At 56.9% G+C, this 16,239-nt stretch carries 16 protein-coding genes and 1 pseudogene; 9 read left to right on the top strand and 8 right to left on the bottom strand.

Going from position 1 to position 16,239, the window contains the following annotated elements; all coding sequences use genetic code 11:
* Positions 1-61: 61 nt before the first annotated feature.
* Entirely contained in the window at positions 62-1,120 is a 1,059-nt protein-coding gene (locus BM007_RS22015) for a MerR family transcriptional regulator (protein ID WP_090421005.1), read from the top strand.
* Here the strand turns inward: BM007_RS22015 and dauA are convergent.
* The 4 genes from dauA to lolB all read right to left on the bottom strand — a co-directional run bounded on the left by dauA (position 1,106) and on the right by lolB (position 5,460).
* On the bottom strand, positions 1,106-2,785 hold the full coding sequence (gene dauA / locus BM007_RS22010; protein ID WP_090421002.1) for a C4-dicarboxylic acid transporter DauA: 1,680 nt from the start codon (positions 2,783-2,785) through the stop codon (positions 1,106-1,108). The genes BM007_RS22015 and dauA overlap by 15 nt on opposite strands.
* Before the next feature lie 124 nt (positions 2,786-2,909).
* Positions 2,910-3,857, bottom strand: coding sequence for a ribose-phosphate diphosphokinase (prs, locus tag BM007_RS22005; RefSeq protein WP_003856663.1), 948 nt, complete (start codon positions 3,855-3,857; stop codon positions 2,910-2,912).
* 125 nt (positions 3,858-3,982) lie between these two features.
* Complete coding sequence (gene ispE, locus BM007_RS21995; RefSeq protein ID WP_090420999.1) at positions 3,983-4,852, bottom strand: 4-(cytidine 5'-diphospho)-2-C-methyl-D-erythritol kinase; 870 nt, start codon at positions 4,850-4,852, stop codon at positions 3,983-3,985.
* Positions 4,849-5,460 carry a lipoprotein insertase outer membrane protein LolB gene (gene lolB, locus BM007_RS21990; RefSeq protein WP_024907066.1) on the bottom strand — a complete coding sequence of 204 codons (612 nt, stop codon included), beginning with the start codon at positions 5,458-5,460 and terminating at the stop codon, positions 4,849-4,851. Before lolB ends, ispE begins: the two co-directional genes overlap by 4 nt.
* A gap of 326 nt (positions 5,461-5,786) precedes the next feature.
* Between lolB and hemA the strand changes: the two genes are divergently transcribed.
* The 6 genes and pseudogenes from hemA (at position 5,787) to kdsA (ending at position 10,831) form a co-directional block, all read left to right on the top strand.
* Positions 5,787-7,043 carry a glutamyl-tRNA reductase gene (gene hemA / locus BM007_RS21985; RefSeq protein WP_024907067.1) on the top strand — a complete coding sequence of 419 codons (1,257 nt, stop codon included), beginning with the start codon at positions 5,787-5,789 and terminating at the stop codon, positions 7,041-7,043.
* 41 nt (positions 7,044-7,084) lie between these two features.
* Positions 7,085-8,167, top strand: coding sequence for a peptide chain release factor 1 (prfA, locus tag BM007_RS21980; RefSeq protein ID WP_021240360.1), 1,083 nt, complete (start codon positions 7,085-7,087; stop codon positions 8,165-8,167).
* Positions 8,167-8,997: a peptide chain release factor N(5)-glutamine methyltransferase gene (gene prmC, locus BM007_RS21975; RefSeq protein ID WP_090420996.1), complete on the top strand. Its 831-nt coding sequence runs from the start codon at positions 8,167-8,169 to the stop codon at positions 8,995-8,997. Before prfA ends, prmC begins: the two co-directional genes overlap by 1 nt.
* A pseudogene (locus tag BM007_RS23465) lies at positions 8,979-9,089 on the top strand (siroheme synthase); the annotation flags it as partial. The gene prmC and the pseudogene BM007_RS23465, both read left to right, overlap by 19 nt.
* 41 nt (positions 9,090-9,130) lie before the next feature.
* Positions 9,131-9,940 carry an invasion regulator SirB1 gene (sirB1, locus tag BM007_RS21965; RefSeq protein WP_032647631.1) on the top strand — a complete coding sequence of 270 codons (810 nt, stop codon included), beginning with the start codon at positions 9,131-9,133 and terminating at the stop codon, positions 9,938-9,940.
* A 36-nt stretch (positions 9,941-9,976) separates the two neighbouring features.
* Positions 9,977-10,831 carry a 3-deoxy-8-phosphooctulonate synthase gene (kdsA, locus tag BM007_RS21960; RefSeq protein WP_023335996.1) on the top strand — a complete coding sequence of 285 codons (855 nt, stop codon included), beginning with the start codon at positions 9,977-9,979 and terminating at the stop codon, positions 10,829-10,831.
* A gap of 94 nt (positions 10,832-10,925) precedes the next feature.
* On the opposite strand, the gene chaA is transcribed toward kdsA, so the two are convergent.
* Positions 10,926-12,026, bottom strand: a complete 1,101-nt coding sequence (gene chaA / locus BM007_RS21955; protein ID WP_024907071.1) for a sodium-potassium/proton antiporter ChaA — start codon at positions 12,024-12,026, stop codon at positions 10,926-10,928.
* Between the two features lie 270 nt (positions 12,027-12,296).
* Here chaA and chaB point away from each other — a divergent pair, with 270 nt between their 5' ends.
* Positions 12,297-12,527, top strand: coding sequence for a putative cation transport regulator ChaB (chaB, locus tag BM007_RS21950; RefSeq protein WP_090420993.1), 231 nt, complete (start codon positions 12,297-12,299; stop codon positions 12,525-12,527).
* 177 nt (positions 12,528-12,704) lie between these two features.
* Positions 12,705-13,400, top strand: a complete 696-nt coding sequence (locus BM007_RS21945) for a gamma-glutamylcyclotransferase (protein ID WP_090420990.1) — start codon at positions 12,705-12,707, stop codon at positions 13,398-13,400.
* A 30-nt stretch (positions 13,401-13,430) separates the two neighbouring features.
* On the opposite strand, the gene BM007_RS21940 is transcribed toward BM007_RS21945, so the two are convergent.
* The 3 genes from BM007_RS21940 to BM007_RS21930 all read right to left on the bottom strand — a co-directional run bounded on the left by BM007_RS21940 (position 13,431) and on the right by BM007_RS21930 (position 16,110).
* Positions 13,431-13,670 (bottom strand): DUF1883 domain-containing protein, encoded by a 240-nt coding sequence (locus BM007_RS21940; RefSeq protein WP_024907074.1) that lies wholly within the window; start codon positions 13,668-13,670, stop codon positions 13,431-13,433.
* A gap of 195 nt (positions 13,671-13,865) precedes the next feature.
* Entirely contained in the window at positions 13,866-15,650 is a 1,785-nt protein-coding gene (locus tag BM007_RS21935; RefSeq protein ID WP_048989615.1) for a methyl-accepting chemotaxis protein, read from the bottom strand.
* A 106-nt stretch (positions 15,651-15,756) separates the two neighbouring features.
* The gene (locus BM007_RS21930; protein ID WP_008499522.1) at positions 15,757-16,110 is read right to left on the bottom strand and encodes a DsrE/DsrF/TusD sulfur relay family protein; all 354 of its coding nucleotides are present in this window, start codon (positions 16,108-16,110) and stop codon (positions 15,757-15,759) included.
* Positions 16,111-16,239: the final 129 nt, after the last annotated feature.

Raw genomic sequence — 16,239 nt, 5'->3', positions numbered from 1 at the left:
TTGACCCTCACGTAACGTAAGGCTCCAGAGTAGCGGCACTGGCAAAGTAAAAGGAGCAGTTATGTTGATTCAGGTGGGTGAGCTGGCGAAACGGGCCGGGATCACCGTACGCACATTGCATCACTATGAGCAAACAGGGTTGTTGCTGCCTTCTGCCAGAAGCGCGGCAGGTTATCGGCTTTACAACCTGGCGGATGTCCAGCGTCTGCACATGATTCAGGCGCTGGCAAAAGCGGGGCTGGAACTTGCTGAAATCAGGGATTTCCTGGAACAGGAGTCGCTGTCGTTAACCGAGTTACTCGATGCGCAAATCACGCTGCTGGATAAACAGCTGCGCAGCATACATACGCTGCGCGACCGGCTGGTGGAGCTGCGGACCGGGCTTCTCGACGATGCGACGCCGGATCTGGAATCCTGGCTACAGACTCTGGAGTTAATGAATATGTACGATCGCTGGTTTAGCAAAGAAGAGTTACAGCAGCTCCCGTTTGCGGTGCAGAAGGATGCGCTGGCGGCTATCTGGTCAGGGCTGGTTGCAGAGGCAAACACGCTGTTGAAACAGCACCTACCCTTTACGGACCCGCGGGCCATGGACCTGGCGACGCGCTGGATGGAACGCCTGGAGCAGGATACGGCGGGCAAGCCGGAATTTCTCACCCGGCTGAACGAAATGCATAGCGTTGAACCGCAGATGCAGGTGCAGACCGGTATCACGCCGGAGATGACGGATTACATCACGCGCGCGTTTGCGGAATCAAAGCTCAACATATGGGAGAAGTATCTCACTGCCGAAGAGATGGCCTTTACCCGGGCACACTACTTTGACCGCATGATGGAGTGGCCGCCGCTGGTGGCAAAACTGCATCAGGCGCAGCGGGAAAATATCGACCCCGCCTCTGACGATGCGCAAAAGCTGGCTGAAAACTGGCTGACATTGTTCCAGTCTTACGCGGGCACCAGCCCGGAGACTCAGCAAAAGTTTCGCACGGCCATGCAGCAGGAGCCGCATCTGATGAAAGGAACCTGGATGACGCCTGCCGTGCTTGCTTGGCTCCAGCAGGCGATCGGGGTGATGATGCAAAGACGTTTCTCTGCACCAGGTGGCTCACAGATCCGCTAATGCGGCTTCACGGTTAGGATAAAAGGCAAGGCGACCAGGGATCGGCTGCACGCCCGCCCGCGCCATGGTGCGCAGTGGCTGAAACTCCAGGTTACTCACCCGCAGTTCACAGCCTTCCGGCAGACGTGCAACAAAGCGCTGGAAGGCATCCAGGCCGCCTGCATCCAGCACCGGTACGGCATCCCATTTCAGCACCACAACCCGTTTGCCCGCGATGCGGGACTCCAGATCGCTGAACAGACCTTCCGCCGCGGCGAAGAACAGCGGGCCAATCACGCGCAGCACCAGCACATCGTCAGGCACCTCCACGTTAACCGGGGAAAGGCGCGTCATTTGCGCAATGCGGCGCATAAACAGCAAAGAAGCCAGCACGATCCCGACGCTGATGGCGATAACCATATCGAACAGCACGGTCAGCGACATGCAGATCAGCATCACGATGATGTCGTCTTTCGGCGCGCGACGCAGCAGGTTCACCACCTTATGCGCCTCACTCATGTTCCAGGCCACCATCAGCAGCAGGGCGGCCATGGCGGAAAGCGGTAGCCAGGAGAGCAGCGGGGCGAGGATCAGCAGGGCGAGGATCACCAGCACGGAGTGGATAACCGCCGAAACGGGTGAGGTTGCCCCCGCGCGCACGTTTGCAGCTGAACGGGCGATGGCTGCCGTTGCGGTAATACCGCCGAAGAACGGCGCGACAAGGTTGCCTAATCCCTGGCCGACCAGCTCGCTGTTAGCTTTGTGCTTGGTGCCGGTCATCCCGTCCAGAACGACGGCGCAGAGCAGGGATTCAATCGCCCCCAGCATTGCCATAGAGAACGCTGCGGGAAGCAGGGCGCGCAGGGAATCCCAGCTTAGGGTAAAGCTGGAGCCGGGCATATCCCACGGCAGCACCAGCTGCGGCAACAGCTGTGGAATGCCGCTACCCTGCGAGCCGTCCGCCAGAACATAGTGGAACTGCGAGCCGATAGTCGCGACGTGACCACCGAACATATTGACGATAGCCATCACCGCGCAGCCCAGCAGCAGCGCGGGCAGGTGGCCCGGCAGACGGATCCCCAGACGGGGCCAGACGATCAGCGTACCCAGCGTCACAATCCCAATGGCGGCATCGCCCAGGTTGGCCGTCGGCAGCGCCATAAACAGGGCCCCCACTTTTTGCAGGTAGTGTTCCGGTACGTGGGGCATCTGCAGGCCGAGGAAATCCTTAATCTGCATGGTTCCGATGGTGATCCCAATCCCCGAAGTGAACCCCAGCGTCACGGAAAGGGGGATGTACTCGATCAGCCGCCCAAAGCGGGCCAGGCCAAACAGAATTAAAAAGACCCCGGACATCAGGGTGGCGACCAGCAGGCCTGCCAGACCAAACTGTTGCGAAACGGGGTAGAGGATCACCACAAAGGCGGCGGTCGGGCCGGAGACGCTAAAGCGCGAGCCGCCCGTCAGGGCAATGACTATCCCGGCAACGGCCGAGGTGTACAGACCGTACTGCGGCGCAACGCCACTGCCAATCGCCAGCGCCATCGCCAGCGGGATGGCAATAATGCCTACGGTGATCCCGGCAATCAGGTCACGCACAAAGCGTGAGGAGGTGTACTTCTCTTTCCAGCAGGCGTCGATGAGGGCGCGAAAGGGCAGAACATGTGAGGAGGTTACGTTTTTCACAATTATCTATCATCCGTATGCGCATCATCTGTCATGTGAATGGCAGGTGAAGGAGGCATTAATCATACAAATAAAACTCAGAGACAAAAAAACCCGCCGCAGCGGGTTTTTCGGCCGTGTTCGATTAGTGTTCGAACATTGCTGAGATAGATTCTTCGTTGCTGATACGACGAATCGCTTCGGCCAGCATCCCGGACAGGGTCAGGGTACGCACGTTTGGCAGTGCCTTGATCTCGTCGCTCAGTGGGATGGTATCGCATACCACAACTTCGTCGATAACGGAGTTGCGCAGGTTGTTTACGGCATTGCCGGAGAAGATCGGGTGGGTCGCGTAGGCGAATACACGCTTAGCACCACGCTCTTTCAGCGCTTCAGCCGCTTTACACAGCGTACCGCCGGTATCGATCATGTCGTCGACCAGCACGCAGTCGCGGCCAGCCACGTCACCGATGATGTGCATCACCTGAGAAACGTTAGCGCGCGGACGACGTTTGTCGATGATCGCCATGTCGGTATCGTTCAGCAGCTTAGCGATAGCACGGGCACGTACCACGCCGCCGATATCCGGAGAAACCACGATTGGGTTATCCAGGTTCAGCTGCAGCATGTCTTCCAGCAGAATTGGGCTGCCGAATACGTTATCAACCGGAACGTCGAAGAAGCCCTGGATCTGCTCTGCGTGCAGGTCAACGGTCAGTACGCGGTCAACGCCGACGCTGGACAGGAAGTCAGCGACAACTTTAGCGGTAATTGGCACACGCGCGGAACGGACGCGACGGTCCTGACGGGCATAACCGAAGTAAGGGATTACAGCAGTGATACGGCCTGCGGAAGCGCGACGCAGGGCGTCGACCATAACAACCAGTTCCATCAGGTTGTCGTTCGTTGGAGCACAGGTGGACTGGATGATGAAAATATCACCACCGCGTACATTTTCGTTAATTTGTACGCTGACTTCGCCGTCGCTAAAGCGACCTACGGCGGCGTCGCCGAGGGAAGTGTACAGGCGGTTGGCAATACGTTGTGCTAGTTCCGGGGTGGCGTTACCAGCAAAAAGCTTCATATCAGGCACGAGAAGAACCTCAGGCATGCGTCCAGTGGTGGATAGCGTTCGCCGCAAACTGTGCGGGCCAGGCGAAGGCTATCCAGGCGGTGTATTAAAGAGCGCGATGCAACGTCTGGAACAGGGTGACGTTGTCACCGAAACTCAGTCTGCGCCAGAATGGCCTGCTGTAGGGGGGAAATGTTCATCCCACGCGCTACAAAACCATGCAGCCAAACCGGCGCTTGCTCAAGCACCTGACGAGCGGCGGATTCGGTGTCAAATTCAGCAAAGACACAGGCCCCTGTACCAGTCAGGCGCGACGGCGCGTATTCTAACAGCCAGGAAAGCACCGCATCAACCTCGCGAAAACGTTTTCTTGCGATATCCTCGCAATCGTTGCTGAATTCACAATTTAATAACGTTTCTATTGACCGAACCGGGGTATTCCTTTTCAGGTCAGGATCTTTAAAGATGACCGGGGTTGGAATGCTCACGCCAGGGTGAGCAACCAGATACCATTTCTCCGGCGGTTCAGCCGGGGAGAGGACCTCACCCACGCCCTCAGCAAAGGCCGCATGACCGCGAACAAACACCGGGACATCCGCCCCCAGCGTCAAGCCCAGGGCTGCCAGTTCGTCCGTCGACAGCCCGCAGCCCCAGAGGTGGTTCAGCGCAACCAGCACGGTCGCGGCGTTAGATGAGCCGCCGCCCAGACCGCCTCCCATCGGCAGACGTTTCTCAATACGAATATCCGCACCGCTTCCTGCGGGCAGACGGCCTGATTCCGCCGCGGCTTTCATCAGCAGACGCGCGGCGCGCACGATGAGGTTGTCCTCATGCGCCACGCCATCGACCGGCGTCAGGAGGCAAATCTGCCCGTCCTGACGCAGTTCAATGGAGATCGTGTCGCCATAGTCAATAAACTGAAACAGCGTCTGCAGGGTGTGATAACCGTCAGCGCGCTGGCCGGTGATGTACAAGAACAGGTTCAGCTTTGCCGGAGAGGGCCATTGGGTCATCATTTAACGATCCAGTTGTCCATTTTCAGCTTGATACGCTGGCTGCCCTGGGTCAGCTCCATATTCGATGGCAGCGACGGTTTACTCTTACTGTCATAGGCGCTGTACACCACTTTCCAGGTTTTACCGTTTTGGGTGTAGTTCACCTGGCTCAGACGATACTGATCGTCCAGGGTGTAGTCGGTGGCGTCACCCGGCAGGCCGAGGATCCACTGGCGCAGGCTGTTGAGCGGGATAGGCATCCCGGTCAGCTTGCCAATCATCTCTTCGGCATCGGTCGCGGTGTAGTGCTGGCCTTTGTTATCGGTAATCTGCGCTTCGCCCGGTTTCGCGATAAGCTCCAGCTCGGTGCTGCCCAGCGGGTTCAGCAGCAGCAGGCGATAGTGGTCCTGACCCGTCTGCTGCCAGAAGAAGCGGGCATAAACTTTTTGTTCGTCAGAGAGATAAGCGAAAGCGCCGCGAGTCTGGTACTGGTTCAAATTACGGACGTCCTGCTGGTGCTGACGCCACTGCGGTGAATCAGGGCTTTTGCCCGGGCCTTTTGGTTGGGTGACGGTACACGCGGTCAGAACCAGTGCTGCCAGCGGCAGCAGGCGAATCAGTCGGGTCATAATAAGGACAAATCCTTGAGATACGTTGCAGTTATAACTGTTAATGCTAGCGTCGAAGGGGGCTACCGTCTACGTTCAAATTATCTCAAAGCGTTGTATCTACCCTAAATAATTCAAGCTGCATGAAGGCGGCAAGAGAGTGAATCCCCATGAGCATAGATAACTATGTGATTGGGGTGAACGAGCGCAGCCAACGCGCATGCAGCTTGAAGTATGACGGGTATAAGCTATTACTCCGAAAGGGGGCTGTCTCTTTTATTGATCTCGCGCATCCTGTATGATGCGTTCTGCTAACCTTATTAACGCTGGTACTACTCCCGCTCAACATGACCCTATTAGCACTCGGCATCAATCACAAAACAGCCCCGGTTTCACTGCGAGAACGCGTGACGTTTTCGCCGGATACGCTCGACCTGGCGCTGGACAGCCTGCTTGCACAGCCGATGGTGCAGGGTGGCGTGGTGCTCTCGACGTGCAACCGTACCGAGCTCTATTTAAGCGTGGAAGAGCAGGACAACCTGCATGAAGCGCTTATCCGCTGGCTATGCGATTACCACAATCTCAATGAAGACGAGCTACGCAATAGCCTGTACTGGCATCAGGACAACGATGCCGTCAGCCATCTGATGCGCGTCGCCAGCGGGCTGGATTCGCTGGTGCTCGGCGAGCCACAGATCCTGGGGCAGGTGAAAAAAGCGTTTGCGGATTCGCAAAAAGGGCATCTTAAGGCCAGCGAGCTGGAGCGCATGTTCCAGAAGTCGTTCTCCGTGGCGAAGCGTGTGCGAACCGAAACCGATATTGGTGCCAGTGCGGTTTCCGTTGCTTTCGCGGCCTGCACCCTTGCGCGCCAAATCTTTGAATCCCTCTCCACCGTCACCGTGATGCTGGTGGGCGCGGGCGAAACCATCGAACTTGTGGCGCGCCATCTGCGCGAGCATAAAGTGAAAAAGATGATTATCGCTAACCGCACCCGCGAACGCGCGCAGGTGCTGGCGGATGAAGTGGGCGCAGAGGTGGTTGCCCTGAGCGACATCGATGAACGTCTGAAAGAGGCGGACATTATTATCAGCTCGACCGCCAGCCCGCTGCCGATTATCGGAAAAGGGATGGTGGAGCGTGCGCTGAAGTCCCGTCGTAATCAGCCGATGCTGCTGGTGGATATTGCCGTCCCGCGCGATGTTGAGCCGGAAGTGGGCAAGCTGCCTAACGCCTACCTCTACAGCGTGGATGACCTGCAAAGCATCATTTCGCACAACCTCGCCCAGCGTAAAGCGGCGGCGGTGCAGGCGGAAACCATCGTTGAGCAGGAAACCAGTGAGTTTATGGCCTGGCTGCGCGCGCAAAGCGTCAGCGAGACCATCCGCGAGTACCGCGGACAGGCGGAGCAGGTGCGTGATGACCTGACTGCCAAAGCGTTAGCGGCCCTTGAACAGGGCGGCGACGCACATGCAATTATGCAGGATCTGGCGTGGAAACTGACCAACCGCCTGATCCATGCACCAACCAAATCTCTTCAGCAGGCTGCCCGTGACGGGGATGATGAACGCCTGACTATTCTGCGCAACAGCCTCGGGCTGGAATAGCGCCCTATACCCATTTTCTAAGACAAGGTGCACTTACGCCTATGAAGCCTTCTATCGTCGCTAAACTGGAAGCTCTGCACGAGCGCCATGAAGAAGTCCAGGCGCTGCTCGGCGATGCCGGGACCATTGCGGACCAGGAGCGTTTTCGCGCGCTCTCACGTGAATACGCGCAGTTAAGTGATGTTTCTAAATGCTTTACCGACTGGCGACAGGTTCAGGAAGATATCGAAACCGCGCAGATGATGCTCGACGATCCTGAAATGCGCGAGATGGCGCAGGAAGAGTTGCAGGATGCGAAAGCGCGTTCTGAGGAGATGGAGCAGCAGCTTCAGGTGCTTCTGCTGCCAAAAGATCCGGACGACGAGCGTAACGCGTTCGTGGAAGTCCGCGCCGGGACCGGCGGTGACGAAGCGGCACTGTTTGCCGGGGATCTGTTCCGCATGTACAGCCGCTACGCCGAGTCGCGTCGCTGGCGCGTGGAGATCATGAGCGCCAACGAAGGCGAACACGGTGGCTACAAAGAGGTTATCGCCAAGATCAGCGGCGACGGCGTGTACGGTCGTCTTAAGTTTGAATCCGGCGGTCACCGCGTGCAGCGCGTACCGGCCACCGAATCCCAGGGCCGTATCCACACTTCCGCCTGTACGGTGGCGGTGATGCCGGAGCTGCCGGAAGCGGAACTGCCGGACATCAATCCGGCGGACCTGCGTATTGATACTTTCCGCTCCTCTGGCGCGGGTGGTCAGCACGTTAACACCACCGACTCCGCCATCCGTATTACCCACCTGCCAACCGGCATTGTCGTCGAATGTCAGGACGAGCGTTCACAGCACAAAAACAAAGCCAAAGCGCTGTCCGTGCTGGGCGCGCGTATCCACGCGGCCGAAATGGCGAAACGCCAGCAGGCGGAAGCGTCTACGCGTCGTAACCTGCTGGGGAGCGGCGATCGCAGCGACCGTAACCGCACCTACAACTTCCCGCAGGGCCGCGTCACCGACCACCGCATCAACCTGACGCTGTACCGTCTGGACGAGGTGATGGAAGGGAAGCTGGACATGCTGATTGAGCCTATCGTGCAGGAATACCAGGCCGACCAGCTGGCGGCACTGTCCGAGCAGGAATAATGGATTTTCAGCGCTGGTTACGTGAGGCGGCAGGTGAGCTTTCCGAAAGCGAAAGCCCGAAACGCGATGCCGAAATTTTGCTTGAGCATGTGACGGGTAAAGCCCGCACGTATCTGCTGGCTTTTGGAGAAACCGAACTGACCGCGGAGCAGGAAGCGCAGCTCGCCGCGCTGCTTGCCCGTCGTAAAACCGGAGAGCCGGTGGCGCACCTTGTCGGTGAACGTGAGTTCTGGTCGTTACCCCTGTACGTCTCGGCGGCGACGCTGATCCCGCGTCCGGACACCGAGTGTCTGGTGGAGCAGGCGCTGGCGCGTTTACCGGCGGCGGCCTGCAGCATTCTCGATCTCGGGACGGGAACAGGTGCTATCGCGCTGGCGCTCGCCACCGAGCGGCCCGACTGTACGGTGACGGCGGTGGATGTCATGCCCGACGCGGTGGCGCTGGCGCAGCGTAACGTGGAACATCTCGGGGTCCGCAACGTGACGGTGCTGCAAAGCAGCTGGTTTTCCGCGCTGGAGAATCGCACATTTGCGATGATTGTCAGCAATCCTCCTTACATCGACGAACACGACCCGCACCTTGCGCAGGGAGATGTTCGCTTCGAACCGCTGACGGCGCTCGTGGCCGCCAACGCGGGATTAGCCGATCTTGATCACATTGTGACAACGTCACGGGAACATTTACTTCCCGGCGGCTGGCTGCTCGTGGAGCATGGCTGGACGCAGGGAGAAGCCGTGCGGGCACTGTTTACGCAAGCAGGTTATGACGCTGTCGAAACCTGCCGCGACTACGGCGGCAACGAACGCCTGACGCTGGGGCGGTGGTCTTGAGTTCCGGGTATCTGCCATTTACTGATAAAGGCGTAAGGCTGACTGAAAGGCAGTTTGGCGTTATCATCTACATCGTTTTGAGTTTTATCGCGCCTGAGCGTCATTGTTCGCTCAGGCGTTACTGGGGTAAGTCATGAGGTCCTTAGCCGATTTCGAATTTAATAAAGTGCCGCTTTGCGATGGCATGATCCTGATTTCAGAGATGATTCGCGACGATTTTACGTCGCAGTTTGTCTATGATGAGCTGGAGAATCTGGTCAGCCTGGCGCGTGAAGAGATTAATCAGGCTCGCCCGCAAGACTGGCAATTAGAGAAGCTGCTGGAGCTTTTCTACGGCGAATGGGGTTTCTGCGACACGCGGGGCGTGTATCGCCTGTCTGACGCATTATGGCTGGACCAGGTCTTAAAAAATCGTCAGGGCAGCGCCGTGGCGCTGGGGTCTATTTTACTATGGGTCGCACAGCGTCTGGATATTCCGCTGGTGCCGGTCATTTTTCCGACGCAGATGATCCTGCGTGCAGAGTGGCTGGACGGCGAAATGTGGCTCATTAATCCCTTCAACGGCGACACGCTGGATGAACATACGCTGGACGTGTGGCTGAAAGGCAATATCAGCCCGGTGGCCGAACTCTTCAACGAAGATCTCGACGAGGCGGACAACGCAGAGGTCATTCGCAAGCTGCTGGATACGCTGAAGTCTGCATTAATGGAAGAGCGTCAGATGGAGCTGGCCTTGCGCGCCAGCGAAGTGCTGCTGCAGTTCAACCCGGAAGACCCGTACGAAATTCGCGATCGCGGGCTGATCTATGCCCAGCTCGACTGTGAGCACGTGGCGCTGAATGATTTGAATTATTTCGTCGAGCAGTGTCCGGAAGATCCTATTAGCGAAATGATTCGTGCGCAGATCAACGCGATCTCGCACAAGCAAATTACACTGCATTAATCTTAATTCCGATTCACACCTGAATAAGGCGATCCTATGAAACAAAAAGTGGTTAGCATTGGTGATATCAAGGTAGCAAACGACCTGCCGTTCGTCCTGTTTGGCGGCATGAACGTGCTGGAATCCCGCGATCTCGCCATGCGTATCTGCGAACACTACGTGACCGTGACCCAGAAGCTGGGCATCCCGTACGTGTTTAAAGCCTCTTTTGACAAAGCCAACCGCTCCTCCATCAACTCTTACCGTGGCCCGGGCCTGGAAGAAGGGATGAAGATTTTCCAGGAGCTGAAGCAGACCTTTGGCGTGAAAGTGATCACCGACGTGCATGAAGCCTCTCAGGCGCAGCCGGTGGCAGACGTGGTGGACGTGATCCAGCTCCCGGCGTTCCTGGCTCGCCAGACCGACCTGGTCGCCGCGATGGCGAAAACCGGTGCCGTGATTAACGTGAAAAAACCGCAGTTCGTCAGCCCGGGTCAGATGGGTAACATCGTTGATAAGTTTATCGAAGGCGGTAACGATCAGGTGATCCTGTGTGACCGTGGCGCTAACTTCGGTTACGACAACCTGGTTGTCGACATGCTGGGCTTCAGCGTGATGAAAAATGTCTCCGGCCAGTCTCCGGTGATTTTCGACGTGACCCACGCCCTGCAGTGCCGCGACCCGTTTGGCGCCGCGTCCGGTGGCCGTCGTGCGCAGGTTACCGAGCTGGCGCGTGCCGGTATGGCGACCGGCCTGGCAGGTCTGTTTATTGAAGCGCACCCGGATCCGGCTAATGCGAAATGCGACGGCCCATCTGCGCTGCCGCTGGATAAGCTGGAGCCGTTCCTGAAACAGATCAAAGCGATTGACGATCTGGTGAAGAGCTTCGACGAGCTGGATACCAGCAACTAATAAAAAAACCCGCTTCGGCGGGTTTTTTTATGTTTTCTCCCTCTCCCACAGGGAGAGGGTTGGGGTGAGGGCATCAGGCCGCACCGGATCAATCTTACGCAAAAATCGTCATTAAGTACGCAATAAACAACGCCATATGCGCCGCGCCGTTCAGCACGTTGGTACGCCCGGTGGAGAACGAAATCTGGCACAGCAGCAACGAGGCCACCATCACAATCATTTCCGGCGCACCCAGCGCAAACTGCAGCTCGTTGCCCGTCATAAAGGCAATCAGCGTCACCACCGGCACGGTAAGTGATATTGTCGCCAGTACGGAGCCGAAGAACAGGTTCATTGCGCGCTGTACCTGATTATTCAACACCGCTTTCAGCGCACCCAGCCCTTCAGGAGACAGGATCAGCAGCGCCACCAGGAAGCCGGTAAACGCTACCGGCGCGTTCAGCTCGGTTAACAGCGTTTCCAGCGGGTTGGCGTTCATCTTGGTGACGGCAATCACCGCAATCAGATGTACGATCAGCCAAACCGTATGCCACGCGCTGCTGTGGGCCGACGGCTTACCGTGGTGCGGGTCATCGTCGTCGCTGTCGTCTTCATGCTCATAAACAAACAGGCTCTGGTGCGTTTTGGTCTGAATCAGCAGGAACACGCCGTACATGGCGGCGGAAATCAGTGCGACCAGCAGTGCCTGACCGGTAGAGAAATTCGCGCCCGGCAGCGCCATCGGGAAGACCAGCACGATAATGGCCAGCGGGAAGAGGGCAATCAGATACTGTTTAATGCCGAACAGGTTCATATACTGGGTCGCGAACTTGCGCCCGCCCAGCAGCAGAGAGAAGCCCACCAGGCCGCCCGTCACAATCATAATGATAGAGTAGAGCGTGTCGCGCATCAGCGTCGGCGCGGCATCGCCGGTCGCCATGAGCGCGGAAATCAGGCTGACTTCGAGAATAACGACGGAAAGGCTGAGAATTAACGATCCGTACGGCTCGCCCAGACGGTGGGCCAGGACGTCCGCATGGCGAACGACGCTAAATGCGCTGGTTAAGATGCCGACCAGGGCAAGAATATTGATACCAACCACCACTGGCAGTGACTGACTGCTTCCCCAGAAGAGCAGCACAGCCAGTGCCAGAACCGGGAAAATGAGTGACGTCTCCTTGTGGCGGGTCTTTACCGCCTCGTGTGTTGCTGTCATGTGCTTCTCCATCAATGCAGGTGCTTGTAATTATAGATAGATTTTTGAGGTCATTAAACTAACAGATCTCTGTTAAATACCCTTTATTTTTTACTTAATTTTACCCTTTTTCATAAATTTAATGCCTGACTCATGTAATTGACTGTTTTCATATAATACTTATTAAATAACAATAAATTACATTTGGTTTGAAACCATAAATTAAGGCCGGGTGGCACGCTGCCATATCGTCGTCCACACTTATCTCTTTAAGCAAAAGAGAGGTGAGTGATGCCATATAAAACGAAACGCGAATTACCAGACAACGTGCAAAACGTGCTGCCCGCTCACGCGCAGGATATCTACAAAGAGGCGTTTAACAGCGCCTGGGATCAATACAAAGATAAGGACGATCGCCGGGATGATGCCAGCCGTGAAGAGACGGCACACAAAGTCGCCTGGTCCGCCGTAAAACATGAATATGAAAAAGGAGGCGACGATAAATGGCATAAAAAGAAATAGCCGTGAAATAATTCGCTGCCTTCATTTTGACTTTTCAGGCGGTTGAACTGCCGTTGTATTGCAACTGGTCCGCTAATTGCTTATCGTTATTTAACTGCTGGCAAAATGACCAGCACATAATACCGGGAAGGCGAATTACAGATGTCGCAAGGAAGCATGCAGTGGCGGAGGTGTAAAGTGTTAACGCGTGATTTCTTAATGAAGGCAGATTGTAAGACGGCATTTGGTGCTATTGAGGAATCGCTTCTCTGGTCAGCTGAACAACGTGCGGCGTCACTTGCTGCCACGCTTGCCTGCCGCCCGGATGATGGCCCGGTATGGATTTTTGGCTACGGTTCCCTGATGTGGAACCCGGCTCTGGAATTTGTCGAATCGGCAACGGGAACGCTGCCTGGCTGGCATCGCGCATTTTGCCTGCGTCTGACGGCCGGACGCGGCAGCGCGTGCCAGCCGGGACGTATGCTTGCACTGAAAGAGGGCGGGCGCACCACGGGCGTGGCGTATCGCCTTCCTGATGCCTCGCTGGAAGAGGAGCTTACGCTGCTCTGGAAGCGTGAGATGATCACCGGCTGCTATATGCCGAGCTGGTGCAAGCTGGAGCTGGACGACGGACGCACCGTCAATGCGCTGGTGTTTATTATGGACCCGCGTCATCCGCTGTATGAAGCGGACACCCGCACGCAGGTCATAGCCCCGTTGATTGCTGCCGCCAGCGGACCGCTGGGGACCAATGCACAATATCTCTTCTCCCTGGATCAGGAGCTGACCCGCCTCGGCATGAAAGACGATTGTCTGAATGAGCTGGTGGTAAAGGTGAAGGCTCTGCTGGAAAGGAACCCGCTCAACGGCACGCTGCGACCGGGCTTTGCCTGATGATACGCCCGGCTCGCCGGGCGTTTATTATTATGCAGCCACGTAGCTGACGGAATGCTCCAGCGACTGGCTGTGGCTGTCGATCAGCACATCCCACGTGCCGGTATACGGTACGGTAAGCCACGCTTTATCATCCTGCACGGTGAGAATATCCGCCTGGGATTGTTTATGTGCTTTCGCACTCATCAGGTGAATACGACAGCGCTCTGAGCAACGCACCACTACCGTATCCCCGCCAAACAGCTTCAAACTTGTTTTTACCAGTGCCATTTTTTTACCCCGTCGATTTTGCCCATCCCGAGCGTGATATTGTTCACAAATTACTCATTGCATAACACCAAAGCGGGGGGCGAGGGATGATGATTTTGATCAAAAAATGGCATAACGTTTAAACAAAAATGACAAAATTCCTGAAAGCATTCAGCTGGCGCGGGTTTTACCCGGTAAACCCGCGCCGGAATAAAATTAAATGCGGAAATGGCCGGCGGTTTCAGCAAGGTCCCCAGCCTGGCTCTGCAGGGCACCCGCGGCGGCGGCGGATTCCACTACCAGCTCGGCGTTCTGCTGGACCATCCTGTCGAGATGGGTCACCGCATGATTGATCTCATGAATGCCTTTCATCTGCTCGCTGGTGGCGATGGAGATTTCGCGCATGATGCCGGAGACGCTGCCGATGCTGGAGCGGATCTCGTCCATGCTTTCCCCGGCCAGATGCACGTAGCGGGAGCCGGTGGCCACGCTGTCGGTGGTGGAATCGATCAGCGATTTGATCTCTTTCGCCGCCTGGGCGCTGCGGCTTGCCAGGTTACGCACTTCGCCTGCCACCACGGCAAACCCGCGACCCTGCTCCCCGGCACGGGCCGCCTCGACGGAGGCGTTCAGCGCCAGAATGTTGGTCTGGAACGCGATGCCGTCAATCACGCTGGTGATATCGCCAATTTTAGCCGATGCGACTTCGATGGACTGCATGGTGCTGATCGCCTGGGATACCACCTCGCCGCCGCGCGCCGCGGCCGCTGAGGCCTTGCTCGCCTGGTCGTTCGCTTCTGCCGCCGACTCGTTCGATTGGGTCACGGAGGCGGTGATCTGCTCCACGGCGCTGGCCGTCTCGCGCAGGCTGGACGCCGCCTGCTCGGTACGTCCGGAGAGATCCTGGTTACCCGCCGCAATCTCCTGGGCGGCGTTTTTCACCGATTCACTGGCATCACGGAGCTGCACCATCACCACCGACAGCTTATCGCTGAAGGCGTTAAAGGCCTGCGCAATCTGCGCCACCTCGTCCTCGCCGCTGTCCGGCAGACGCTGCGACAGATCGTTAGTCCCGTTGGCAATGTTGTGCATCGCGTCGCGAATGTCGGACAGACGCTTCAGCAGGCGGGCAATCAGGAGGTGAACAATGGCCGCGCTCAGCAGTGCCAGGATCACCAGCGAAATCGCCGATGCTTTAAGCAGGGAACGCATGCCGGAGGTGGCGTCGCCGTTGTCGAGGGCGACGACTAGCAGCCAGTTTGTGCCCGGCACGGCTGTCGCCACGAAGGTTTTTTCAGCATCGTTCAGCGTGCCGTCAACCGGGTTACCGCTTTTCAGCGCAGCAAAATCGATGCCTTTGATGGTCTCAGCAAACGGTTTAAGCGTCAGAGCCGGATCGTTAGCGGCAATCACGCTGCCGTCACTGTTCAGAAGCAACCCGCTGCTGGCCGGGGTTGGATGGATCCCGCGTACGTTCGCCACCACGCTGTCCATGGCCACATCGCCCGCCACTACCGCTTTCAGTGTGCCATTCTCTTTCACCGGCACGGCGAAGGTCACCACCAGTTTACCGGTCCCCGCGTCAACGTAGGGCGCGGTGACAACCGGACCGTCCGTACTGACCACCTGCTGATACCACGGGCGAATGGTCGGGTCATAATCCGCCGGAACGCCCGCCGGTTCAGAGAATTTCGCCGTTTTGCTGGCGTAGCCGACATAAACGTTGGTGAATCCACCCGCCTGTGCAAGCTGTTTAAACACCGGAACCGGATCGTCACTCAGTGCGACGGTCTGCGCGGAGGCGATCACCGTCATCTTGCTTTTGACCCAGTCGGCAATCGCCATGTTATGGCTGGCGCTGGTGCTGGTCAGGATATCGCGCTGTGACTGCTGGTTATCCTGGCGTGTGACCTGGAAGTTAATAACGGTGTTGAGGAGAAGGGCGACGACCAGACAGCCTGCCGTCGCCGCGATGATGCGTGCACGAATCGATCTGAACATAAGTGAAATACCTGCTGTGTTGTTTCCATGCCTATCGGCAAGCCAGCAGGTAAACTTGATGCTGAAACCGCGTCCATAAGAAAATAATATTTTTACGGGTTTATTATTAAAAAGTTAATACTTTATCTGCGGACAGCGTCCACTCGGCCAGCTCAACCAGCGTACCAATTTCTACGCCATCAATCAGCGGAAGTCCGGTAATGCCGCGGCCGTCGGTGCAGGTCTTGCACAATTTCACCGGCACGTTTTGCGCGGTCAGGATCTCCAGCATCTGCTGAATGTTATAACCCTCGGCCGGTTTTTGTCCCTTCAGCCCGGCGGTGACCGCGTCGGACATTAAAAAGAGGCGTAACGCCAGGTCGCTCTCTTTTTCACGCAGCGCAATGGCCAGGCGCAGGCTGTTAAAAAGGGATTCACTCCCGTAGGCCGCACCGTTGGCGACGATAACAATCTTTTGCATGTTGACTCCTGTTCTTATAAAGGCACGAATAATATAGGGTTTACCGAGTTTACGCTGCCTGCAGCCGTCAATAAACTTCAGGATATTCCTGAAATTTCCCGTAAGGCTGCAATTCTTTCTTAATAGCGT

This window comes from Enterobacter sp. NFIX59, assembly GCF_900113755.1.
GTDB lineage: Bacteria > Pseudomonadota > Gammaproteobacteria > Enterobacterales > Enterobacteriaceae > Enterobacter > Enterobacter pseudoroggenkampii.
This window is presented reverse-complemented; position numbering and strand designations above follow the sequence as displayed.